General features: G+C 44.3%; 27 protein-coding genes and 2 pseudogenes. 22 read left to right on the top strand and 7 right to left on the bottom strand.

The genetic code is table 11. The features are described from left to right. The first annotated feature begins 84 nt into the window (after positions 1-84). Together KNP96_RS06105 and KNP96_RS06100 are read left to right on the top strand one after the other, a co-directional pair. Positions 85-303, top strand: coding sequence for a hypothetical protein (locus KNP96_RS06105; protein WP_214769554.1), 219 nt, complete (start codon positions 85-87; stop codon positions 301-303). A 74-nt stretch (positions 304-377) separates the two neighbouring features. Continuing rightward, the gene (locus KNP96_RS06100) at positions 378-854 is read left to right on the top strand and encodes a glutathione peroxidase (protein ID WP_214769551.1); all 477 of its coding nucleotides are present in this window, start codon (positions 378-380) and stop codon (positions 852-854) included. Between the two features lie 83 nt (positions 855-937). Here KNP96_RS06100 and KNP96_RS06095 read toward each other — a convergent pair whose 3' ends face one another. Further along, positions 938-1,402 (bottom strand): hypothetical protein, encoded by a 465-nt coding sequence (locus KNP96_RS06095; protein ID WP_214769548.1) that lies wholly within the window; start codon positions 1,400-1,402, stop codon positions 938-940. Between the two features lie 12 nt (positions 1,403-1,414). Next, the gene (locus KNP96_RS06090) at positions 1,415-2,320 is read right to left on the bottom strand and encodes an EamA family transporter (protein ID WP_214769545.1); all 906 of its coding nucleotides are present in this window, start codon (positions 2,318-2,320) and stop codon (positions 1,415-1,417) included. 170 nt (positions 2,321-2,490) lie between these two features. On the opposite strand from KNP96_RS06090, the gene KNP96_RS06085 reads away from it, so the two are divergent. From KNP96_RS06085 to KNP96_RS16990, 7 genes and pseudogenes are all read left to right on the top strand, one after another. Beyond that, a complete protein-coding gene (locus tag KNP96_RS06085; RefSeq protein ID WP_214769542.1) occupies positions 2,491-2,934 on the top strand; it encodes an SMI1/KNR4 family protein in 444 nt (147 codons plus the stop codon). A gap of 219 nt (positions 2,935-3,153) precedes the next feature. Beyond that, entirely contained in the window at positions 3,154-4,011 is an 858-nt protein-coding gene (locus tag KNP96_RS06080; protein WP_214769539.1) for an SDR family oxidoreductase, read from the top strand. A gap of 67 nt (positions 4,012-4,078) precedes the next feature. After that, positions 4,079-4,306 carry a DUF2188 domain-containing protein gene (locus tag KNP96_RS06075; RefSeq protein WP_088836900.1) on the top strand — a complete coding sequence of 76 codons (228 nt, stop codon included), beginning with the start codon at positions 4,079-4,081 and terminating at the stop codon, positions 4,304-4,306. A gap of 558 nt (positions 4,307-4,864) precedes the next feature. Continuing rightward, positions 4,865-5,432, top strand: a pseudogene (locus KNP96_RS06070) (helix-turn-helix domain-containing protein); the annotation flags it as partial. 127 nt (positions 5,433-5,559) lie between these two features. Then, positions 5,560-6,084 (top strand): DUF421 domain-containing protein, encoded by a 525-nt coding sequence (locus KNP96_RS06065; protein ID WP_214769536.1) that lies wholly within the window; start codon positions 5,560-5,562, stop codon positions 6,082-6,084. A 72-nt stretch (positions 6,085-6,156) separates the two neighbouring features. Next, positions 6,157-6,309 (top strand): annotated as a pseudogene (locus KNP96_RS16995) (helix-turn-helix domain-containing protein); the annotation flags it as partial. Between the two features lie 51 nt (positions 6,310-6,360). Then, entirely contained in the window at positions 6,361-6,600 is a 240-nt protein-coding gene (locus KNP96_RS16990) for a zinc ribbon domain-containing protein (RefSeq protein WP_034801303.1), read from the top strand. A 49-nt stretch (positions 6,601-6,649) separates the two neighbouring features. Here the strand turns inward: KNP96_RS16990 and KNP96_RS06055 are convergent, their stop codons facing one another. Continuing rightward, complete coding sequence (locus KNP96_RS06055) at positions 6,650-7,297, bottom strand: DUF3885 domain-containing protein (RefSeq protein ID WP_214765680.1); 648 nt, start codon at positions 7,295-7,297, stop codon at positions 6,650-6,652. Positions 7,298-7,434: 137 nt separating this feature from the next. Here KNP96_RS06055 and KNP96_RS06050 point away from each other — a divergent pair, with 137 nt between their 5' ends. Next, positions 7,435-7,656: a DUF2188 domain-containing protein gene (locus KNP96_RS06050; RefSeq protein WP_214765683.1), complete on the top strand. Its 222-nt coding sequence runs from the start codon at positions 7,435-7,437 to the stop codon at positions 7,654-7,656. Between the two features lie 16 nt (positions 7,657-7,672). Here the strand turns inward: KNP96_RS06050 and KNP96_RS06045 are convergent, their stop codons facing one another. Together KNP96_RS06045 and KNP96_RS06040 are read right to left on the bottom strand one after the other, a co-directional pair. Then, positions 7,673-8,257 carry a GNAT family N-acetyltransferase gene (locus tag KNP96_RS06045; protein ID WP_214765686.1) on the bottom strand — a complete coding sequence of 195 codons (585 nt, stop codon included), beginning with the start codon at positions 8,255-8,257 and terminating at the stop codon, positions 7,673-7,675. A gap of 23 nt (positions 8,258-8,280) precedes the next feature. After that, positions 8,281-8,634, bottom strand: coding sequence for a hypothetical protein (locus tag KNP96_RS06040; RefSeq protein WP_214765689.1), 354 nt, complete (start codon positions 8,632-8,634; stop codon positions 8,281-8,283). A gap of 170 nt (positions 8,635-8,804) precedes the next feature. Between KNP96_RS06040 and KNP96_RS06035 the strand changes: the two genes are divergently transcribed. The 3 genes from KNP96_RS06035 to KNP96_RS06025 are packed head-to-tail and all read left to right on the top strand — an operon-like array spanning position 8,805 to position 12,272. Beyond that, on the top strand, positions 8,805-10,796 hold the full coding sequence (locus KNP96_RS06035; RefSeq protein WP_214769532.1) for a hypothetical protein: 1,992 nt from the start codon (positions 8,805-8,807) through the stop codon (positions 10,794-10,796). Further along, positions 10,789-11,649: an ATP-binding cassette domain-containing protein gene (locus KNP96_RS06030; RefSeq protein WP_214765695.1), complete on the top strand. Its 861-nt coding sequence runs from the start codon at positions 10,789-10,791 to the stop codon at positions 11,647-11,649. Before KNP96_RS06035 ends, KNP96_RS06030 begins: the two co-directional genes overlap by 8 nt. After that, entirely contained in the window at positions 11,646-12,272 is a 627-nt protein-coding gene (locus KNP96_RS06025) for a hypothetical protein (RefSeq protein ID WP_214769529.1), read from the top strand. Before KNP96_RS06030 ends, KNP96_RS06025 begins: the two co-directional genes overlap by 4 nt. Positions 12,273-12,382: 110 nt before the next feature. Here the strand turns inward: KNP96_RS06025 and KNP96_RS06020 are convergent, their stop codons facing one another. Then, a complete protein-coding gene (locus tag KNP96_RS06020; RefSeq protein WP_214769527.1) occupies positions 12,383-12,961 on the bottom strand; it encodes a histidine phosphatase family protein in 579 nt (192 codons plus the stop codon). Between the two features lie 231 nt (positions 12,962-13,192). Between KNP96_RS06020 and KNP96_RS06015 the strand changes: the two genes are divergently transcribed. The 3 genes from KNP96_RS06015 to KNP96_RS06005 all read left to right on the top strand — a co-directional run bounded on the left by KNP96_RS06015 (position 13,193) and on the right by KNP96_RS06005 (position 15,488). Further along, positions 13,193-14,086: a Cof-type HAD-IIB family hydrolase gene (locus KNP96_RS06015; RefSeq protein WP_214769526.1), complete on the top strand. Its 894-nt coding sequence runs from the start codon at positions 13,193-13,195 to the stop codon at positions 14,084-14,086. Next, entirely contained in the window at positions 14,070-15,041 is a 972-nt protein-coding gene (locus KNP96_RS06010) for a LacI family DNA-binding transcriptional regulator (protein WP_214769524.1), read from the top strand. Before KNP96_RS06015 ends, KNP96_RS06010 begins: the two co-directional genes overlap by 17 nt. 87 nt (positions 15,042-15,128) lie before the next feature. After that, entirely contained in the window at positions 15,129-15,488 is a 360-nt protein-coding gene (locus KNP96_RS06005) for a cupin (protein ID WP_214765710.1), read from the top strand. A 189-nt stretch (positions 15,489-15,677) separates the two neighbouring features. On the opposite strand, the gene KNP96_RS06000 is transcribed toward KNP96_RS06005, so the two are convergent. Then, positions 15,678-15,899 carry a hypothetical protein gene (locus tag KNP96_RS06000; protein WP_214765713.1) on the bottom strand — a complete coding sequence of 74 codons (222 nt, stop codon included), beginning with the start codon at positions 15,897-15,899 and terminating at the stop codon, positions 15,678-15,680. A gap of 231 nt (positions 15,900-16,130) precedes the next feature. Between KNP96_RS06000 and KNP96_RS05995 the strand changes: the two genes are divergently transcribed. From KNP96_RS05995 to sstT, 6 genes are all read left to right on the top strand, one after another. Continuing rightward, positions 16,131-16,727, top strand: a complete 597-nt coding sequence (locus KNP96_RS05995) for a hypothetical protein (RefSeq protein ID WP_214769522.1) — start codon at positions 16,131-16,133, stop codon at positions 16,725-16,727. Positions 16,728-16,793: 66 nt separating this feature from the next. Further along, entirely contained in the window at positions 16,794-17,474 is a 681-nt protein-coding gene (locus KNP96_RS05990) for a hypothetical protein (RefSeq protein WP_214769520.1), read from the top strand. Between the two features lie 48 nt (positions 17,475-17,522). Then, a complete protein-coding gene (locus tag KNP96_RS05985) occupies positions 17,523-17,843 on the top strand; it encodes a hypothetical protein (RefSeq protein WP_214769518.1) in 321 nt (106 codons plus the stop codon). A 46-nt stretch (positions 17,844-17,889) separates the two neighbouring features. Further along, positions 17,890-18,165, top strand: coding sequence for a hypothetical protein (locus KNP96_RS05980; protein WP_214769515.1), 276 nt, complete (start codon positions 17,890-17,892; stop codon positions 18,163-18,165). A gap of 26 nt (positions 18,166-18,191) precedes the next feature. After that, entirely contained in the window at positions 18,192-19,061 is an 870-nt protein-coding gene (locus tag KNP96_RS05975) for an SMI1/KNR4 family protein (RefSeq protein WP_214769512.1), read from the top strand. A gap of 327 nt (positions 19,062-19,388) precedes the next feature. Further along, positions 19,389-20,660: a serine/threonine transporter SstT gene (gene sstT / locus KNP96_RS05970; protein ID WP_088836909.1), complete on the top strand. Its 1,272-nt coding sequence runs from the start codon at positions 19,389-19,391 to the stop codon at positions 20,658-20,660. Positions 20,661-20,968: the final 308 nt, after the last annotated feature.

Below are 20,968 nucleotides of genomic sequence, written 5' to 3'. Positions count from 1 at the left end.
GAATACTAATCGTATAAGAAATTACCGAAATCGTGAAACCTGCTTTGAGAAGAAGAAGTAGAAGAGAGCAAAGGGGATGATGAGATGGTACGCTGTACAAATTGTGACTACAAGTGGAAGACGAAAGATGTACTCGCTGTCGGTTTTGCGAAGCATGGCAAAGCATGCCCGAATTGTGGCGAGAAGCAGTATCTTTCAAAAGATACGCAGCATTATCTGTCGCTCGGATACGTCAGCCTGTTGTTTGTATTGATCATGCCGTTTGTCATTAAGCTGAGTGACCAGGAAGAATCTGTCTGGTAAGCAGCTCGCCGCGTGTTCAAAAAAGACGGAGTTTTTCTAGCGGCGTATACTGACGGAAAAGGGGGCGCGACGGGATGCCATCACTCTATGAGATTGAGGTACAGGCTGCAGACGGACAGACCGTTTCATTACAAGATTACGCGGGAGAGGTACTTCTCATTGTCAATACAGCGAGCAAATGCGGGCTCGCCGGTCAGCTCGGAGACTTGCAACGGTTGTACGACACGTATGCCGAGCAAGGCGTTCAGGTGCTTGGTTTCCCGTGTGATCAGTTCAACCGTCAGGAATTCGCCAATCAAGAGGAAACGATGCAGTTTTGTCAGCGGAACTACGGCGTGACGTTCCCGATGTTTCAGAAGATTGACGTCAACGGACCGACGGAACACCGATTGTATACGTACTTGAAGCAGCAACAGGGAGGACTGCTTTCGTCAACCATCAAATGGAACTTCACGAAGTTTCTCGTCGACCGTCAAGGGCGGGTCGTTAAGCGGTTTGCCCCGGTCGATTCAATCCAGACGATTGAAAAAACACTGGCGCGCTATGTATAATGAAACCACGTCCTGTCCGGCGCAAGCCGTCGGACAGGCGTATCGCATCACCCTACCTTTGGCGAGGTAGGGCTTTTTTTATGTCAACTCTGCTTTGGCAGATTAAAAGAATGTCTGACGGTAAAATCACTCATCTTATGACCAAGGTCCGTAAAGACCGGCGGACGCGGGGACAGGACATGAAAGTCTTGTTCGAATGCCCGGATGGCGTAGTGGGTCCAGTCTCGCGACGGATCCCGCTTCAAGCCCATCCAGGCCGTCGCAAAGGTCAGAAGTGCCGAGTCCTGATACAGGGTGAGCGGAACCGTACTGAACTCCAGTCCGTCATCCAGTTCATGCAAATCCGACGACCGGAGTAAGACACAATCTGCTTCAAACAACAGTTCAAAATAATTGCAGGAATAGTCACCGATGAGCACCATGATTTCGTCCGTATGGCCGCGAAAATAAAGTGCTAACTGATCGCTGTTTTTCTCATCTATGACTAAGTGATCAAGTGCAATCTGATAGTCTTCCCGGTACAACAGTTTCTCAAATGTGATGTGCATGACTATTCCTCCTTAAGAGTGCTTCTCCTTGGCGAGTTCGAGGATATCCGGCTGTCGCACCCGCCGTGACGACCAAATGAGTAATCCGATGCCGCAGAATAAAAGTAAAATGCCGACCCACGACAACAGACTGAGCGTTTCCCCGAGGACAAAGACACCGAGTAATGCAGCGGTCAACGGTTCACCAAGCGACAGCGTGACGGCAGTCGAAGACGAGACATACGCGAGCCCTTTTGCGAACAAGAGGTAGGCAAGACCGGTCGCAAAAACTCCGAGATGCAGACTGATACCGGCACCGCGCAGACTGAAGACCCATGACAGGTCGAACAGGAACAGGAGCGGCGACAACAGGACGGCGCTGAGCGTAAAGACGACGGCGACGACCGACAGCGGCGTATGGGTTTTCACCAGATCCCGGCTGACGAACGTGTAGGCGGCGAAGGAGAGTCCAGCACCGAGAGCGAGCAAAATGCCGAGCGGATTGACCGATACTGCCGCTTGATTTATGACGAGCAGCAAACAACCGGCAATCGACAGTAATGTCGACAGCCACCAAATCGTACCGGGACGGTTTTTTAGGACCAACCATTCAATCACTCCGGAAAAAATCGGCGCACTGCCGATCGCGACGACCGTTCCGACGGCGACACCGGTCATGAGGACGGCAGAAAAAAATAACGGTTGGTAGGCGGCCATGCTGACAGCAGCAAGAGAAATCGTCTGTAGCGGCCAAGCTTTCAGTGTCAACTTTCCCGTCAGTAAGACGAGGCACAGTAAAAATAATCCACCGACCGCTAATCGGACGGCGCCGATCGCAATCGGATGAGCCGCTTCCGGCGCAAAGGCTTGTGACGTGCCGGTCGTGCCCCACAGCATCGCGGCGAGTAGAATCAGCAACATCGACGATTGTTTCTGCATGGTTCACCTCCAAATGAATCGGTGACTGATATGACACTGGCACCGTTATGATTAGAAAAAGAATACCACAGAAATAGGAAGGACGAATCACCCAAATTATTGGTAAAATGGTAGGATCGAGGAAGACGTATCAGCAAGTTTCAGATAGAGATACATAAAGGGTGGAGATCATGAAGCAAATCGCAGCAATACTGGATGGATTGAAACAAAAAATTGATCACGGATCGACGTTCATCCAGCGCAGTTACAATTCAATCGGTCAAGCCACGTTCCATCTGCCAAAACCGATCAGACCGGAAACACTTCAAGCGTTCCAAGCCGAGTTCGAGCAACCGTTACCAAGTGAATATCAGACTTTTCTCGAACTGCATGACGGAGCAAAACTGTTTATGTTAGGCGACGAGGGGCTGGTCTTGTATCCGCTCGAGGAAGTGATTGAAAAGACAATTGAGGCCAAGGGAGATGGTCTGATTGATGAAGACTATGGTCATTACTGGATCATCGGTGAACAGATCGCGAAACGAGTCGAACATCCGCAAACCCAAATCATACAGTATGACGGCTACCGGGCCTTTGCAGAACAATTGCCACGCCCTTTGCCGGGCTGGGAGTAGGAAATGATTTGCGAAAAAGTAGTGATTTTTTAAAATAGTCATTTAACAAGTAAACAGATTGAAGCACGGCGTGTAAGGGAAATACTCACTATCATCCGGATAGGTTTAGTAGTGAAAAGATATTCTGTTTCTTATTTGAGACTCGATTCATTTTGGGATTTTTACTACGTTTAGTCTGTATTTTAAGAAACAGTTAAAAAACGCGAAGGAGGAGAAAAAATGAAAATAGCAATATCGGCTGCGAATGGTAAGTTGGGAAAAGCAATAATTAAAGAAGCGGTCTCGCTATTACCTAAAAGCGATGTGATCGGACTAGCGCGAACGCCTGAAAAAGCAATGGATATTGGGATTGAAGTACGTCCTGGCGATTACGACGATCTGGAAGCATTAGAGAAGTCACTTCAAGGGATTGATGTGTTGTTACTTGTATCCGGTATGGATGCACCTGATAAGAGGGTAATTCAACACCGCAATGTCATTCGAGCTGCTAAAAATAGCGGTGTCAAGAAAATTGTCTACACTAGTATACAAGGAGCAGAGGAGGGGACTGCATTTTCACCAATTGTTAAGAGTAATCGACAGACTGAACAAGATGTAATCGAAAGCGGGTTAGAGTGGGTTATTGGGCGCAATGGAATATATATTGAACCCGATGTTGAATACATCGACTCCTATATTAAAGAAGGTGGCATTCGAAATTGTGCAGGCGACAACAGATGCGGCTATACGACAAGAACTGAACTGGCTTATGCGTATGCAAAAATGATGATAGAAGATAAGCATGATTCTAAAATATACAATCTTCATGGCGAAGCCATTACTCAATACGAACTTGCAAATTATTTGAGCAATGCTTTTGATGTCGATTTAACTTACACGTCAATCAGTGTGGAAAAATTTAAAGAAGAACGAATTGCCGAGTTAGGTGAATTTATTGGAACAGTTGTGGCTGGAATTTATCAAGGAATCAGAGAAGGTAAGTCAAACAACACGAGTCACTACTTTGAAGCGGCAGGTAGATCTCATCAATATTGGAACGATTATTTTAAAAGTTTCAGACAAGAAAATAAAAATTAAACTTAAAGGGTACTTTCTATAAAAGCATTTTTTTGCAAGAGAATTTTTAACGATAGGAAGTGAACTCATGACGAAACAAAATCAGCATGTCACACCACATCCGGATGGTGGATATCAAGTCAAAGCGGCAGGGGCTTCCAAAGCCACAAAACGTTTTTCGACGCAAAAAGAAGCTATTGCCGCAGGTCGTGAAATTGCGAAGAAGCAACAGGTAGAGTTAATAATTCATAACAAAGAAGGTCAAATCCGCGATCGGGATTCTTATGGAAATGATCCTTTTCCGCCACGTGGATGACCGAAGTTTGGTAGAACTGCACAATAAAGCACGTCCATACAAACTGGACGTGCTTTATTGTGCAGTATTTTTCGTGTGTGATCTCCTTTGAGTGCGCCACTTAAATTTAAGAAATACTTCAAAGATGAGAGTTCATGGTGTATGAAAGGAAATTACTTTGTTAACACGGGTGAAATGACTGTCGACACTGTATCTAGTCCTTCAGCCGTCACCCGAAGTCCTTTGACGTTGATTTCAAAATCGACAGGGTCTGTACCAAATATGATCGTATTTTGACCAAGTTCTTTACCATTATTATCAGAGAAAACAATTGTCGTCTTGTCGTCAGGCTTAGCATAAGCAATGTAATTAGGATTATCAGATAACGCCTCTTCCGTTAAGAGAAAGCTGACCAAAAAATTTTTATTCGAAGAGCACGGTGACGTCTATCTGACAGTTTTTCAAAATTAGGCGAGAATACGCCCACTTTTAAACGATCCGCGTGAAGCCCGAGTGAAAAGTGGGAGATGAATCGCTAACCACTCTTTCGGGTATATACGTTGCAAGGAGAGGAACATCATGTTGACACACAAGGCCTACAACTTCAGAATATACCCGACAAAAGAACAGGAAATCCTGATAGCGAAGACCATTGGTTGTTCGCGCTTCATCTTCAATTACTTCTTATTGAAGTGGGATGAGACATACAAAATGACAGGAAAAGGACTGTCTTACGGTTCTTGTTCGGAAGAAATTCCGATGTTGAAGCAGGCGTTCGACTGGTTGAAAGAAGTTGATAGCACGTCTATTCAAACGAACGTCAAACATCTTGACGGTGCTTTTGACCGCTTCTTCAAGAAGCTGAACGAACGGCCACGCTTCAAGTCAAAGTGCAACCCTGTTCAATCGTATAGGACGAACATTCAGGGCAAGTCTCAACTTCCCGAAGACGGGCTCATCCGTCGGCGTCGATGTCGGACTCAAGACCTTCGCCATCCTGTCGAACGGCACGGTGTACAAGAATGACCGTTTTTTTTTTCGTTAGCTTGAGAAAAAGCTGGCGCGTGAGCAACGCAAGCTTTCTCGTCGTCAACGGTTGGCCTTGGATAAGAAAGGAAAACTTTCCGCATGCTCGAATACAAAGCGGAATGGTACGGCAAGACCTTAACCTCTAAGCGAAGCGTAGGTAGAGGTAGTTCAATTTGAGCCTTTCCACGACAGACTGAACTAACGGTTCAGTAGCATAAAATTTTGAAAAGACAGGGGATGACTAAATGTTTTCAATAACAATAGAGAGTTTTATACGCATTACCACTGTAGGATTTTTAGCTTATATCAGTCTAATAATTTTTTTACGAATTTCTGGGAAGCGGACATTAACTAAGTTGAACGCTTTCGATTTAGTGATTACAGTCGCACTTGGTTCTACTTTATCTACTATTTTACTTAGTAAGGATGTCAGTTTATTAGAAGGATTGACTGCACTTACTCTATTAATTTTAATGCAATTCATAATGACATTCATAGCTGTTCGTTTTGAAAAATTCAATAAACTCATTAAGTCAGAACCACGATTGCTATATTTAAGAGGCGAATTTCTTGAAAGGGCTATGAAAAAAGAAAGAATCAGCAAGAACGAAATCTTACAAGCCGTGCGTAATAAAGGAATCGGGGGATTAGAGGAGGTGAAAGCTGTTGTTCTTGAAACAGACGGTAGCTTATCAATTATTAAAGGAGAACTAGAGGATACTTTACCAGAATTAGGCGGAAAAATGCCCACTTCTAAACGATCCGGATGAAGCCCGAATGAAAGTGGGAGATGAATCGCGACCCTCTCTTTTAGGTATATCCTTTGTAAGGTGGTGAACATCATGTTGACACAGAAGGCCTACAAATTCAGAATCTATCCGACAAAAGAGCATGAAATCCTGATTGCGAAAACCATTGGTTGTTCGCGCTTCGTCTTCAATCACTTTTTAGCGAAGTGGGATGAGAGGTATAACACGACAGGTAAGGGACTGTCTTAGGGTTCTTGCTCAAAAGAACTCCCGTTGTTGAAGCAGGAGATCAACGAAATGCCGAAGACGGGCTTGTCCGTCGGCGTCGATGTCGGACTCAAGACCTTCGCCTCTAGTCAACTGTGCTCCAGTTGCGGACATCAACACAAAGATGTGAAACATCTTGGCTTGCGTGAATGGACGTGCCCGAGTTGTGGCATCCACTACGACCGTGATGTGAACGCAGGACTGAACCTCAAACAAGAAGCTGAACGCATCTTAGCTTCTTCAACCGTCGGGACGACGGGGGTAGCCTAATCAATTTTCGACCATTAGGTCGGATTCCTGAGTTGTGCAATACATGAACTTACTGTGTGTCAAAGCAATTAAGAAAGCCTTCTGATTGGTCAGATTTATATTTTTCGTGCAGACGATAAAAGGTCTCTTTCTCATTGAGCAGAATGAAACAACCCCGGTCGTCAAAAATATACAGGATGATGTCTTTGGCAGGGTTGACGAAAAAAATTTCAGGATAGTACGTCTGTCTCGACTTAAAGCGGGGATACAATTCAGGAAAGTCCTGATTGCAGATTGCTTGAAGCAACTTTTTATAACGAATGGACTGTCTGCTCGGTAATAAGCGGGCGTATTGGTAAATGACTTCTTCCTCATCGCGGACAGCCTTTTTTTCGAACTCAAGCGCGTATCGATTCTTGTTATTTTTAAGATAACGCTCAAAGATCTCCGTACTTTTCGCCGGAGGAGACTGGACTTCTTTTCTGACACGTACAATGAGGTACAGACGGTCGTCTTCCTGAAACAGATCTTCAAACAAGGCGAGGGATTTTTGATAGACCTTCTCAAAGTAGGCCATATTCAGTTCATCGGAATCCTCCTGTATTTGGTAAAGTCCTTTTTGCAAGTCGAGACTGAGTGTCAGTGGACGCTCCGCAAAAGATTCTTCCAAAACATCTGGATTGTCGAAGTGAATGTGGAAATAATCGTTTAGTTTCATAAAGTGTTCCTTCCTTGGCAGTTGTTGTGTACTTTCCTATTATATTTAAGAACGTCTCCGGATGAATGAAGATTTCCAGTTAAGGGTATCAAAGATAGAATCAAAATAAAACAATCCACTCAAAAGGAAGTGAACGCATGGCGAATCAGCATGTTACACCACATCCGGATGGCGGTTATCAGGTCATTGCGGAAGGGGCATCGAGAGCAACGAAGCGATTTCCGACACAAATAGAAGCGATCGCAGCCGGACGGGAAATTGCGAAAAAACAACAGGTCGAGCTGATCATTCATAACAAGGAAGGTCAGATCCGCGATAAAGATTCATACGGCAATGATCCGTTCCCGCCGCGTGGGTAAACGCAAAAACACGTCGCTAGTATAAGGACGTGTTTTTATTGTGGATTGAGCCGTCCTGCCATTCTGTCTTCAACAAGGAATACATATACAAATCATCGAACTGTCCGCGTGTCTTCTCGTATTGACGCAACAGTCCTTCCCGCTTGAAACCAAGCCGTTCGAGCAACCGTTGAGTGGCCGTATTGTCCGGCAGAACAAGCGCTTCGATCCGGTTTAAGTTCCATTCATTAAAACCGTGTGCGAGTACGGCTCGAACGGCTTCTTGTGCCAGTCCTTTACCCCAGTGAGCAGGACTCAGTTCAAAGCCGAGTTCCGCCCGCTGATGCCGGGAAGAACGGTTCAAGAAACCGCAACTGCCGATGATGTCAGGAGTCGCATGTTCAGTGATGCCCCAGCGGAGACCGGTCTGTTCTGTTCGGATGGCGTGATACCAGTTGATTTCGTCCAACGCATCGGCTTCCGTTTGGAAGGGAGCGAGCCCTATCGGTTTAACGACACGTTCATCAGCGAGATACGTCAGTAGACTCGGAGCGTCGAGCGGTGTCACCTCGCGGAGCGTCAGTCTTGTGGTTTGCAGGATGGGGAATGGAGAAGTAGTCAAAGTAATCCCTTCCTTCCATGGATTTAATATAATCCGGTCATGGTCAGCTTCAGAAGCATCGATACAATGTATTCTTTGGCGATTGTTTCGTCGCTGAACTTCTTTTGGTCAAACGTCATGCCACGTTCCCGAAAAAACGTGTACCACGTACCGTATTCTTCATAATAATGAAATCCGTCCAGCAAACGATTGGATTCGGTCGAAGATGGTTCAGGTATACCGTGTACCGCCGTATAAGCCAAGACTTCCGCTCGACTGACAGTAAAAACGTCTGCGTAGGAATGATTTCGCATATTCGGGACACCAAGTGTTTCACAGGCGAACTGTAATGGATTTCCGTACAGCAGGACTTCAATTTGTTTTTTATGATCAATCACTTGTCTCGACTCCTGTTCTGAAAACATGTATTGATTTTGCGACCAAAATACATTTCCATCATTTTAACATTTGATTAAGATTAAAACCATATAGTGGTAAAATAGATAAGAGACAAAAAGAAAAATCCTACTCTTTACCATGGTTTTTATGTAATAAGAGGGGGGCAATCATGAAAAAAATTATCTTAGGCGAACTGCTAAAATTTTATGGAAAACAGATGGGGACGAGCCTGTTTTACATAGGGGCATTACTGGTGTTTCCTTTTAGTGTTCTCATGAAAGTTGTTGCCGATATTCGTGAAACCTATACCTATATGGACTTTGCTAGTTTACTGGATGGGCTCGTCATCCCGATGCAGGGAATCATGTTATTGGTTGCCGTCTATATGTACCGACTTGTCGCGGATGAAATCCAGTACCGACAAAGCATTCTTTTTCCAGACATCGTCCGGATTCAGTATCAACGCGTGATAGCAATACTCATGAATCATGCTCTGTTTACCGGTATGGCTCTTTTGTTTGGTGCCACAGGAATGTTTGTCTATTTTCATCAGGAACAAGTTCCGTGGTCTAGCTTCCAACTGGACATATTACGGCACATCTTGATTTTTTATTTTCTTCCACTTGTCCTCGCAGCCTTATGGGGAATAAATTGTGCGATGATTTTCGGGAAACAAAAAATTGGAATGCTTGTATTGGTTCTCATCTGGGTGTTCCTCGGACCTCTGAATACCGAGTTCTTTTCTGCTTATTTTTATGAAGGTGGATTGGAAGGAGACCGCAGTTTTCTGTTTATCGGTCCTTTGCAACCTGGTAGTGTATATGTGCCGCTCGTTGGATATCTTGGAAACCAAGCATTACTGTTGAAAATCTTCATTCACATCGTGCTTCAAAGTATCATTCTGTTTCTGTTAATTGGTCAGTGGCACCTCAGATTGTCACGACAATGGATGACAGTAGTCATTTCATTACTCGTGCTTTGCCTGCTGATCATAATCTCACCTTATGCGCTGGCGAACAACCAACAGACCTTTGACCGGAGTCACGATGCTGAGCTAGCCCAACATTATAAAACACCTTATCGGTTTCAGCCGAATCATAAAAATTTGGACTATACGATTCAAAAGATGAATTTAACTTTAAATCCTGTCGAAAATCAGATAGAGACGGAGGCGGAACTGAAAATCCAGTCAGATCAGGCGCATATTGTCTTGTCTTTATGGCACGAGTACCACATCACATCCGTATCAGCCGGACAAAAAAAGTTGCAGTATAAACAGTACGGCGACTTTATTAGCATGTCGCTTCCTCCGCAGGCACGAACGCACACCGTGACGATCCGTTATCAACTCCACAACAGTCCTCATTTTCCGGTGACAGAGGAAGAATGGTATCTGCCGGCGACGACAAATTGGTACCCGGCCCGCCAAGTTGAGCCCATCAATCGTTTAGGCGTGGAGACGCTTGATCTGATTGTTGACCGATCTAATCTGATGAATGTGCGAATCACAGGTGAGTTGCCGAATGATCTCGTATCGAATTTAACAAGACAGGATGAAAATACGTACATAGGACGAGTATCAGGTGTGACGTTGCTTCGTGGGAACCTGTCGACCTATGAAGCTAGAGGGATCCAGATCGTAACGGATTCTTCCTGGTCCAATCCTTCGACTTATTGGTTGCCGGTCGAACAGGTACTGAAACATACAAATACAGTTATTCGGCGCACGTTTGGGAAAAAAGTGATTTTTCCGGATAAGGTGGTGCTTATTTCGCCGAACCTTGAGCGAAACAGTTTCTGTGATAGTCATCATTTGTTGTTGCAAGTGGGGACTAACCTCAGACTGGATCAAAGTTTAAATGAAGTGATTGCGGCCTATGTACCGGGCTTGATGTGGTCTGAGACATCAAGCCACGTCAAAATAGATCCAAAGTGGAAGCTGTTTAATGCCGCACTTGCCTACTGGTTGCAAATCGAACTGAAACTCGAACCGATTGAGATTGATTCATTTTATCTTCAACAAACCGGACGGGATATGAAGCAACTTAACGGTTGGATCAAAATGTTTTCTGATCGCAGTCATGACCAGCAGTTGGTGCTGTTACAGAAATGGTACCGTGAGTTGAATGCCAAGCAGAAGGGAGGGAACAGGGATGATTGAAGTGCAACATCTGTCCAAGTCTTACCGCAAAAAACACATTCTGCATCAAGTCTCGCTAGAAATCGAAGGTATCTATGGATTGCTTGGTCCAAACGGAGCCGGGAAAACAACATTAATGAAAATGCTCTGTGGATTGACGTCGATTACCGGCGGACAGATTGTGATTGACGGTCAATCCGTTGTCCGGAGAAAGTATGCCGATGTTTCCGATCGAGTCGGTTTCCTACCGCAAGATTTTAATGTCTATCCGACTTTAAAAGTGGAAGAAGTACTTCTTCATTTTGCTTTATTGCAAGGAATCATGGAGATGAACCAGCGGCAGGAACGGGTGGAGGAAGCATTGAGACGCGTCAATCTGCAAGACAAAGCACAAACACGGATGAATGAGTTGTCCGGAGGGATGCGGCGTCGGGTCGGTATTGCGCAACTGTTGTTACGGAAACCGGAGATTTTAATTTTTGATGAGCCGACAGCTGGTTTAGATATCGAAGAACGGATTCGTTTTCGTAATCTGTTACATGAGTTGGGGGTAGACCACACGATTGTCATCTCCTCGCATCTCGTCGAGGACATCGAGTTCCTCTGTACAAAGATTGGGATTATCAAAGGTGGCTCCGTCCAGTTTGAAGGTACTCCGACCGAGTTAAAAGCACAAGCGGTTGGCTACCTCGGACAAGTTGACGTCATGGCAGAGGATCTTGGAAGGTGGATGCAGGATGAGCGTGTCGTACATTTAAATGAAAAAGGGGACGTCGTGGAAGTACGTTTTTTAGAAGACGAGGCGACTGGCATTTCTACAATCGAACCGAAGTTAATGGATGGCTACTTGATAGTCATGCGACGTGCTATATGAAGAAAAGGCAGATTCTCCATCACTTATTTATGTTCGATTGGAAACTGCACGGCGTCGCTGCATTACTTCCGGTGCTGGTCTTCCTTGTGTTGGAGGTGTCTGCGTTATCGGATTGCCTGACGTCCGGAATTCAAATCGTTCATACCGTGTTTATTCCGTGTGTGGCGTGGACCATTATGTTACACCTCCACCCTCTATTTGAAGAAGGAGCGTATCACACGTTAGTTTTGCAGTATCGAAAGTGGATTTGGATAGACGCAGGCAGGTTTTTCCTCGTTTATTTTGGTGGATACATCGTGTTGATGGCGACAATTCTCGAATTAGATTTTAGCGCCTTGCCATTTCTTGTATATGTTCATCATATCTTGTTGCTGTTGTTATTTTTATTTGTCGGGATGAGTCTGATGTTGTGGACTCAGAAGTTTGAATACGCGCTCGCCTTAATCTTGATGTACACCTTATTAGAAATCGTCACAAAAGGACAGTTCATGCCATGGCCACACGTTTTTCAGCTCGATGTTAATCTGACCGATCCTCTTTACCAATCCAAAGTTCAACGGGTTGGTGTTCTGACAATCCTTTTTGCCGGATTGTCGGGTATTCGATTATGGCAACGATCTTAAACGAAAACCGACTACCAATTCTTGCTCTTAAAGTTCTTCCGTCTCGACAATTTACCAGACAGAATCAATCCGCCGGAACAACCGATTTTGCTCGAGTTCATCACGTCTCATCAATCGTAAAGAGATAACGTGATGCGTGACATGTTTACGAGCTCTGTTCCTTTAAAGGTAAGTTGATAGATATCCGGCTTTGTCGTTTGGCGAAGAAAATTAAAATCGTACATAGCATCAAAGTGGTGAAAAATCGCAGTCATGATGAAAGCGTGCGTGCCGATGACGAGCCGTTTTCCAGCGTTCTTTTGCAAAATCAACATCAATGCCTGAATTCCACGGTGCTGACAGGATTGAAATGTTTCCGAGCCGTCGCGAGAAAAATCGTGATCAGTAAACATCTGTTGGACGAGCGGATAGACGTCAGCTTGCGGCATCGTCTGGTGTTGTCCGGAAAAGGCACATTCCCGTAAGTTTTCTTCAATCAAGATGTCTTTCCCGAAATAATGCGCTGCCGCTTCAATCGTCAACAACGAACGCTGATAGGGACTGGAGAAAAACAGATCAATCTTTTTATCCTTTAAGTAGGTTGTGACGTGTTGTGCAGCCATTTGTCCGCCATCAGTTAAACCTCGTGTTCGTTCATCCAAATCGGTTTTCGGAGATTCAGCGTGCCTTACAAAGTAAACAGTTGTCATAGAAGCGGAACCCGCCTTTCTGTGATGGAGTAAAGTGATTGGTGAGGTAAAAATTAAAGGATACAGCTGACAAAGCAGATTAAAGCCCTACTTGATTAATTATGAGCCATTTCACAAAAAAGAGACATTCATTTTAACCTATGTGGAATGGGAACAAAGAGGTTGCTCTGGGATGCGTTTCAGAATCTATACTGAAGACGAACAGTACATTATCCCGCAAGGAGGAACACCATGCGCTTATTTGCCATTGATTTAGACGGCACGTTGTTAGACTCAACTCATATAATTTCAGAACGAAATGTCTCAGCGGTCAAGCAATGCCAGAAGAATGGAGACATCGTCGTGATTGCGACAGGACGTGCCGCGTTTGACGCAGCGCACCTGTTACGGTTCCATGAACTCAATTGTCCAATCATCGGTTCAAACGGAGCAGAACTCCGGGCAGAATATGAAGGAACAACGATACGGAAAAATACTTATGTTCCCTTTGATGAGAGTGAAGCCATCTTAAACTGTTTGCTGAAGCAGAACGTATATCTTCAAATTTACTTGGAAGATGAAATTCTGATGACGTATGACGCGACGGATCAGTTGATGAAAAAAATCAAAGAAGAACAAGGAACCAATCCGTCGTTTCAAGCTGACAAATTTCTTAAATCCGTGCACCCTCAATTGACGCAGTATGGCGTCCGGGAAGTAACGGATTTCTCTGATGTCAATTTCACGCAAGTCATGAAATTCATGATTGTCAGTCCGAAAGCAGTCGTACTTAAACAGATTCAAAATGACTTGTCGTCACGAAACTGCACCGTTACAAGCTCTGGCCCATTTAACCTTGAGGTGACTGCGAGCGGAAGTGATAAAGGAATGGCGTTGCAACAATTTGCTGAACGGATGGGAATTCTACTGACAGCAACCGTAGCGATCGGCGATCATCACAATGACTTGCCGATGTTTCGGGTGGCCGGGACAAGTATTGCGATGGGGAATGCGGAAGACACCGTTAAACGACTGGCGACTTACAAGACAGGACATCATGATGACGATGGAGTTGCCATGGCGTTAGAAACGTTCCGTTCGATTCAAGTCGGACATAAAGGAGTACAGGATGGCAAATATTACTGAAATCGCAAAGGAAGCCGGCGTTTCCCGCTCGACGGTCTCCCGTGTGTTGAACAATCAGCCGTATGTCATTGCTGAGAAACGGGAGGCCGTCTTACGGGCAATGAAGCAACTGGATTATCGGCCGAATCAAAATGCGGTTCATTTGTCGCGTGGCAAAACAAATGTCATCGGTGTGATGGTTCCGCAAATCAACCATCCGTTTTTCAGTCAACTGATCGAGGGCATCGGTATTGCCTGTGCCGAACAGAACATTTCGATGCTGATTCATCAAACGTTTAGTGACAGGGAACAGGAACAGCTGTCGTTTACACAACTGCGGCATAAACAAATCGACGGGCTGATCATCGGATCGTCAGTCAGTCCGCCGGAAGCACTTGAGCGTGTTCGACGCGATGGTCCGGTCGTAATCTGCGAACAGCGGGAAGAAAGTCTCGCGCAGGTCGCTGTTGATCATCAAAGCGGAGTCTTAGCAGTGTTATCTCATCTAGTGGAACGGGGGCATTCTTCTCTCGGACTGTGTCTCGGAAATCCGGCGAGCGGAGTTGGTTTGATTCGCCGTCATGCTTTCGAAGCGTTCGTTCAGGAACACGGACTACTCGTTTCGCCGGATTGGTATTTTGAGGAGAACTATTCCTTTGCCGATGGACAAAAGGTCATGAATCAGTTGTTGACGCTCACAGACCGACCAACGGCGATGATTGTCGGCAACGATTATGTCGCTGCCGGCATCATTCATCAGGCGAAACGAGAAGGGATTAAAATTCCGGAGATGCTTGCTGTGACCGGTTTTGACAATCAGGCGATTGCGGAGGCAATGGGGATGACCACCGTTGCCCAACCGATTGAACGACTCGGAAAAGAAGCGGTCCAACTGCTCGATCGATTGGCTGCGGGAAAAGAGCCTCCCATCTGTCAGCCGATTCCACTCGAGCTGATTGTGCGTGAAACGACATGATACTTGAAAGTTGTAAAGCTTGTAAACGTAGCGGTTTATCTTCTCAAAGCGGTCATATTCAAAAGCGGTTGGTCAGGAGAGAATTATATGGAAATCTATCAATTTAAAAAAGAAGTGGGTAAGAAAATTACAAAGTTCGACTCTGATTTTGTGATGTCACGTATTACACAGACAGACAAAGTAGCACATATCGGATGTGTGCATTTAGATGAGGATGGATTAATCGGTTATCATCAGGCTGTTGTTTCTCAGCTTCTTGTAGTTGTAAACGGAGAAGGCTGGGTCAAAGGTGAGACGGATGAATATATCAAAGTTCATAGTGGGGAAGCCGTATTCTGGGATAAAGATGAATGGCATGAAACCAAAACAGATACGGGGTTGACTGCAATCGTTATAGAAAGCGAAGAGCTGACCACTTCATCATTAATATCTTTGGAAAAATTTTAAGTGCTAAATACATGTGAGAAACTAAAAAAATATCCTGAATAAGCTGCCGTTACAGCTTATTCATTCGGTGCAATGATTGTGAAGAGGATTTCTTTGTCTTGCCAGATTTGATATAGATAGCCCGCTTTCAGGTGTGAATGAAAAAACGCAGATGCTCTGTTCTTCCGTAAACAGGAGGATCTGCGTTTTTCACATGAAAGTCCTTCGTTTGTACATTTTCTCTTCGATTCGATTCCAAATACGTGTTGCGATATAAATATTACATACTGAAACGATAGCTGCGATGACAATCATACTGATACCGGTATCATCTGCTAAAACAAGCGGTTTAAAGATCGTGAACACGATAGACAGAAGAATCGGAATGGTAATGCCGATCCATACAGAAAAGAATAATAGTGCTTTCCACATCAAGCTCATCCTTTCAGGGTGAATCTATAATGTAGTATATCAAAGAATAGACTTTATATTAGAAAAAATGGAAACCTTAGACATGTTCCGTTATTCTTTATAGGTAGCACAACATTATTTTCCGGTAAGGAGCATAAAATGACAGAAGTCCTGATTATAGAAGAACCTGTTACCACAAATTTCATAGAAGATTTAGTGCATCCCCATCGGTTTGATGGAGGTTTACCTTTTGTGCATCGTTTAAGCGGAGAAGGACACGTCGAAGAAGGTGGAGATTTTTTAATGGCATTCTTAACGCATCAAGCGGTCTTTCCGTTGTATGTGCATTTTGTCGACGAGTATGAACTGTCTGAAGACTTTACGACCTTTTTTCAACAACATCAAATTGACTATACGGTTGACGACTGTGGCGGCAACTTGAAATCTTACGGGTATAAACGGTACAACTATTATTCTTGTATTACGGCAAAAATCCAAAATATTGCTGACTTGCGGCTTGTATTAAACAAAACGTACTGGCTCGCATCTGAAAATGTATTCTACTGCATCAGTCATTCAGATTCTTTAATGTTTGAATGGGGAGATTTCTTAGAATGGGGAGTCAAAAGAAGACGATCCATCGCTGTATTTGATTTTAATGCTTCAAAGACCTACATCACCACTGATTATGACGGGGTAGGATTTTGTATACTCAGCCGGGATACGCAGTATGCTTCTCTTGCTGGCATGATCGCCAGTTTGCCGGACCAGATGGTCGTTACGCAAGTCAACGATGAAATAATAGAAGATGAGATATTACATACGGAGGATCAAGAAAAAGACATTTAAATTTCGTCTTCTGCATCATTTGCACTTTAGAGAATAAAAAAGCTGTGTCTCAGTAAGGAGAACAAAATGGCAGAAATCATGATTACGGAAGAAAAGATTATCGAAAAGGATGCGATGAACTTAGGATACCCGTTTGAAATGAGTAGAGAGTTGAAGACAGCTTATTTCATTGATGTAAGCCGAATTGAAAAAGACGAAGCAGATGAAAACAAAGAGTTTTTAATCGAATTCTTAATCCATCAACAGGTGTTTCCACTCTATATCAGTTTCGTGGATGAGTATGGACTACATGAAGAACATGACGCGTTTTTCAAGCAAAATAAGCTTTCATATGTCGTATTGGATTTAGATACACAGTTTCGAAGTGGAGAGGTGAAAGTGCGTTATAAGGAATACCATCCGTGTTATACGATTACTGTTCAAAATGCAGAAGAACTGCGTCTTGTCCTGAACAAAACCTACTGGCTGGCATCGGAAAATCTGTTTTATACGATCTCGTACTCGGATAACTTGTCATTTAAATTAGGGGAGACAAAATGGTGGCGATTAAAACTGATTCGTCCGATTGGTGTGCTGACCATGCATCCAAACATGACCTGTTTTAAGATTGCCCACGATGGCAACGGTTTTTACCTGCTGTCAAACGATGAAAGCTATATACCAATCGAACACCTGATGCCCCGGTTTCCGAAAGGGACCGTCATTTCGCAAATTAATGACTGGTTACTAGATGACGAAACCGATTAATCCTGGTACACGTAAAAGAAGGTTGAAACTGAACATGGAGGAATGAGAGTGGAGCACGTTTTGTATTATCTGTGTATAGCTACCTGTATCGGAACGGTCGTGGCTTTTCTGTTTAATCGGTTGCAACCTGGCAGTCGTGTCCGGGCGATCAGTATCAGTCTGACCGGCTTGTTGTTTGTCCTGGTGAGTGTGACTGCGTTGCTTGGGTGGGATGCTGCAGAGAAAAAGCTGGATCGGTCATTTTATTTTTTAGTCATGAATATCTTTGCGCTCTGGTATGTACGAATTGAAGGGAACAATAAAAAAACAATCGTTTGGTCACTGACCCTGGCCCTGATCGTGTTGGTGTTCGGAACGGTTTTAGGATGAAATATGATTGAAATCATACATAGACGTTAAAAAGGAGCTATTCATATTGAAGAAAAAAATGTTGACTCTTTCCATCCTGCTGATGGTAGGCGGCGTATTTGGAAATATTTTATTCGATCGACTCGGTTATTTTCCGAATGCAGATTTTCAGATTTTGAGTATTCCGATTGCAGCGGGAGCGCATTACTTTAATCTAGGACTGGTGTTGCTTGCGATGACGATAGTCGGACTGGTGTTACTGCCATGGTTTCTGGAGAAAAAACAATTTTCGAAAACGGTGCTGTCACTTGTATTAATTATTTGGTTGCCTTACGCCGTCTAAACAACATGGATAGGAGCGATGCTATCGTGAGCAAACTCATTAAACGCCTCCATCCCGATGCAAGGGTGTCTGGGGTATCAGCTGTTGACCTGAAAAAAGCAGAGCGTGCCTTAGGTGTGTTGTTTCCGGATGAATACAAAGACCTGTTCTTACAGACGAACGGTGCACAGTTTGGCGAATGGACCTTGTACCCTGTACCAACTGGTCAAACGTTTTCACTGGATATCGTTCGTCAAAATGAGAATCGTCCCGCCGGCTTACCGGACGATTTGATTTGTATCGGTGAAAATCTGACCGGAGACAAGCTGTGTTACCGGATTCGAAAACGTTTTCTGCAGGAGCTCGTCTTTAGATGGAATGAACAGTCGGGAATCGCAAAATACCCGTCGTCTTCTTTGGGAGAGTTCGTCGATTGGCATGTCTCGAAACGAAAAACGAATCAAGCTAACCGAATTGGTCGTTTCACGGTAGAAGGCAACGAGCTAATCGTGACGGATCCTTATTACGGACTAGAAGAAGGCACTGATTTACAGCTGATTTTGTCGAATGTGAAGTCAGGCAGCTGGACCGCAGCTGTCGTTTACACGGAGGACGACTGGGTCAAACAGCTGCTTGTTTTTGAAGGGAATAAAAAGCGAAGCGGCAAATGGCACCGGCAGGAAAAACTGGTCGGCGTCGACTCGGCACTGGCCGGCATTTTTGATTGGACAGCTTATCGTCAGAATCAAGCGATGGAGTTTGAGACAGTTGTTTCTGCCGATGATCAGGCCGGTGTCGTCTCATTTGGTGCTGTCTCAACGTCAGGTTTTGGAGACGGGCTGTATGATGTTGACATCCAGTATGATGTCTCGTGGCAAATCGTCGGAGTACGGGTCAACTTCGCAGAGGACGAATGAACGTCTGGTGGATTGGAAAATGAATGCAATACCTAACAGAAAAGAAGAAAAGTCAAAGGAGGACGTCTCGCAACGAGGGTGTCTTCCTTTTGTATTTATGCAAACGATTGCATCCGTATTCGATTAAAGCAGCAGATTAAATGAATCGTTTCTCTTGCAAAAAACTAGTTTTTATTTCTTAGGTTTTGTGTAAAAATAGAGGACAACAAACTGAGAGAATTTTTAGAAAAATGAACGAATAGATTATCTAATTTTTTGGATAAAAGAGAAAATCGTCGTTTTTCAAATTCTAAATAATTTATTTGCTTTAAGCCTGGAGGGGAAAGTATGAAAGTGTTGAAGATGTGGAACCAAATCAGTTTAGTGAAACAAATTGCAATCGGCTTGATTCTTGGTATTATTTTAGCTGTATCGATTCCTGAAGCCGCAAAATCCTTAACGATTTTTGGGACACTGTTTGTTTCCGCGTTGAAGGGAGTTGCACCGGTCCTGGTCTTCTTCCTCGTCATGGCGTCGATTGCCCAGCATAAAAAAGGACAGCAGACGAACATGAAGTCAATCGTCTTTTTGTATCTTCTCGGTACGTTCTTAGCAGCAATCGTGGCAGTCGTGTTTAGCTTCCTGTTCCCGGTAGATATTACTCTGACTCAAAATACAGAAGAACTGACTGCTCCAGGGAATGCCGTCGAAGTTCTCCGGACGCTCGTCTTGAATGTGGTCGACAATCCAGTCAACGCGTTAATCAATGCGAACTACATCGGTATTCTAGCATGGGCCATCGTCTTAGGGTTAGCGCTTAAAAATGCTTCGGATACGACGAAGACGTTCATCTCGAATTTCTCGGACGCGATCGCTAAAGTGGTCGGATGGATCATCAAGCTCGCTCCGCTCGGTATCATGGGGCTTGTCATCGGAGCGATCACGGAAAATGGTCTCAGCTCTTTGCTTAGTTATCTCAATTTATTACTCGTCTTGATTGGTTCGATGCTCGCTGTTGCACTGATCATCAATCCGCTGATTGTATTCATCAATGTTCGTCAAAATCCTTATCCGCTTGTCTTCAAATGTCTTCGTGAGAGCGGCATTACGGCTTTCTTCACACGGAGCTCGGCAGCAAACATTCCGGTCAACATGGAACTCTGTAAGAAGCTTGGCCTTGATAAAGAAACATACGGGATTTCCATTCCGCTCGGTGCGACAATTAACATGGGCGGCGCGGCAATTACGATTTCCGTCTTAACGCTCGCAGCGGTAAATACGTTAGGCATCCAAGTCGATCTTCCGACAGCGATCATCTTAAGCGTCCTGGCTGCGGTCTGTGCGTGCGGAGCTTCCGGTGTCGCAGGCGGATCACTCCTCCTGATTCCGCTCGCATGTAGTCTATTCGGTATTTCAAATGATATAGCGATGCAGGTTGTAGCGGTCGGTTTCATTATCGGAGTCTTGCAAGATTCGTTTGAGACAGGTCTTAACTCTTCGACAGACGTTCTGTTTACGGCGACAGCTGAATTCAAAAAACGTTTAAGAGAAGGGGAACAACTGTCAATCAACCGATCGGTCATGGCTGCAGAAACAGCTGAAAAAGTCGTCAATAGCTGACTCGATTGTAATTAGTATCGGTGATGCTACAAAAAAGGTTAAAACCACCCGGATGGGATGTGTTTTAACCTTTTTTGTCTTGACGGATTTCCAAGCCTTGAGTGACATGGATGTCGTATTCCAAGAATGGGTGCTGACAGGGCCGCTCAACGTTAGCGTGTGATGTACTAATGGAATCAGTATTTTCACTGAGTGAAAGAAATTATCTTTGTTTGTGTATCAATCGACTCCACTAAATAAAAATTTCCAAAAATGTTTTCTGATTATATAATAAATATGAGAAATGGAAATTGATTACGTTAGAATAG

This window comes from Exiguobacterium sp. s133, assembly GCF_018618595.1.
Lineage (GTDB): Bacteria > Bacillota > Bacilli > Exiguobacteriales > Exiguobacteriaceae > Exiguobacterium_A > Exiguobacterium_A oxidotolerans.
Note: the sequence above shows the minus strand (reverse complement) of the source record. Positions and strands in the feature narration are given on the sequence as shown.

Excerpts from the sequence above, each read along its gene's own strand:
- KNP96_RS06105 (WP_214769554.1), top strand. The coding sequence starts at position 85 with ATGGTACGCTGTACAAATTGTGACTACAAGTGGAAGACGAAAGATGTA.
- KNP96_RS06100 (WP_214769551.1), top strand. The coding sequence starts at position 378 with ATGCCATCACTCTATGAGATTGAGGTACAGGCTGCAGACGGACAGACC.
- KNP96_RS06095 (WP_214769548.1), bottom strand. The coding sequence starts at position 1,402 with ATGCACATCACATTTGAGAAACTGTTGTACCGGGAAGACTATCAGATT.
- KNP96_RS06090 (WP_214769545.1), bottom strand. The coding sequence starts at position 2,320 with ATGCAGAAACAATCGTCGATGTTGCTGATTCTACTCGCCGCGATGCTG.
- KNP96_RS06085 (WP_214769542.1), top strand. The coding sequence starts at position 2,491 with ATGAAGCAAATCGCAGCAATACTGGATGGATTGAAACAAAAAATTGAT.
- KNP96_RS06080 (WP_214769539.1), top strand. The coding sequence starts at position 3,154 with ATGAAAATAGCAATATCGGCTGCGAATGGTAAGTTGGGAAAAGCAATA.
- KNP96_RS06075 (WP_088836900.1), top strand. The coding sequence starts at position 4,079 with ATGACGAAACAAAATCAGCATGTCACACCACATCCGGATGGTGGATAT.
- KNP96_RS06065 (WP_214769536.1), top strand. The coding sequence starts at position 5,560 with ATGTTTTCAATAACAATAGAGAGTTTTATACGCATTACCACTGTAGGA.
- KNP96_RS16990 (WP_034801303.1), top strand. The coding sequence starts at position 6,361 with ATGCCGAAGACGGGCTTGTCCGTCGGCGTCGATGTCGGACTCAAGACC.
- KNP96_RS06055 (WP_214765680.1), bottom strand. The coding sequence starts at position 7,297 with ATGAAACTAAACGATTATTTCCACATTCACTTCGACAATCCAGATGTT.
- KNP96_RS06050 (WP_214765683.1), top strand. The coding sequence starts at position 7,435 with ATGGCGAATCAGCATGTTACACCACATCCGGATGGCGGTTATCAGGTC.
- KNP96_RS06035 (WP_214769532.1), top strand. The coding sequence starts at position 8,805 with ATGAAAAAAATTATCTTAGGCGAACTGCTAAAATTTTATGGAAAACAG.
- KNP96_RS06030 (WP_214765695.1), top strand. The coding sequence starts at position 10,789 with ATGATTGAAGTGCAACATCTGTCCAAGTCTTACCGCAAAAAACACATT.
- KNP96_RS06025 (WP_214769529.1), top strand. The coding sequence starts at position 11,646 with ATGAAGAAAAGGCAGATTCTCCATCACTTATTTATGTTCGATTGGAAA.
- KNP96_RS06020 (WP_214769527.1), bottom strand. The coding sequence starts at position 12,961 with ATGACAACTGTTTACTTTGTAAGGCACGCTGAATCTCCGAAAACCGAT.
- KNP96_RS06015 (WP_214769526.1), top strand. The coding sequence starts at position 13,193 with ATGCGCTTATTTGCCATTGATTTAGACGGCACGTTGTTAGACTCAACT.
- KNP96_RS06010 (WP_214769524.1), top strand. The coding sequence starts at position 14,070 with ATGGCAAATATTACTGAAATCGCAAAGGAAGCCGGCGTTTCCCGCTCG.
- KNP96_RS06005 (WP_214765710.1), top strand. The coding sequence starts at position 15,129 with ATGGAAATCTATCAATTTAAAAAAGAAGTGGGTAAGAAAATTACAAAG.
- KNP96_RS06000 (WP_214765713.1), bottom strand. The coding sequence starts at position 15,899 with ATGTGGAAAGCACTATTATTCTTTTCTGTATGGATCGGCATTACCATT.
- KNP96_RS05990 (WP_214769520.1), top strand. The coding sequence starts at position 16,794 with ATGGCAGAAATCATGATTACGGAAGAAAAGATTATCGAAAAGGATGCG.
- sstT (WP_088836909.1), top strand. The coding sequence starts at position 19,389 with ATGAAAGTGTTGAAGATGTGGAACCAAATCAGTTTAGTGAAACAAATT.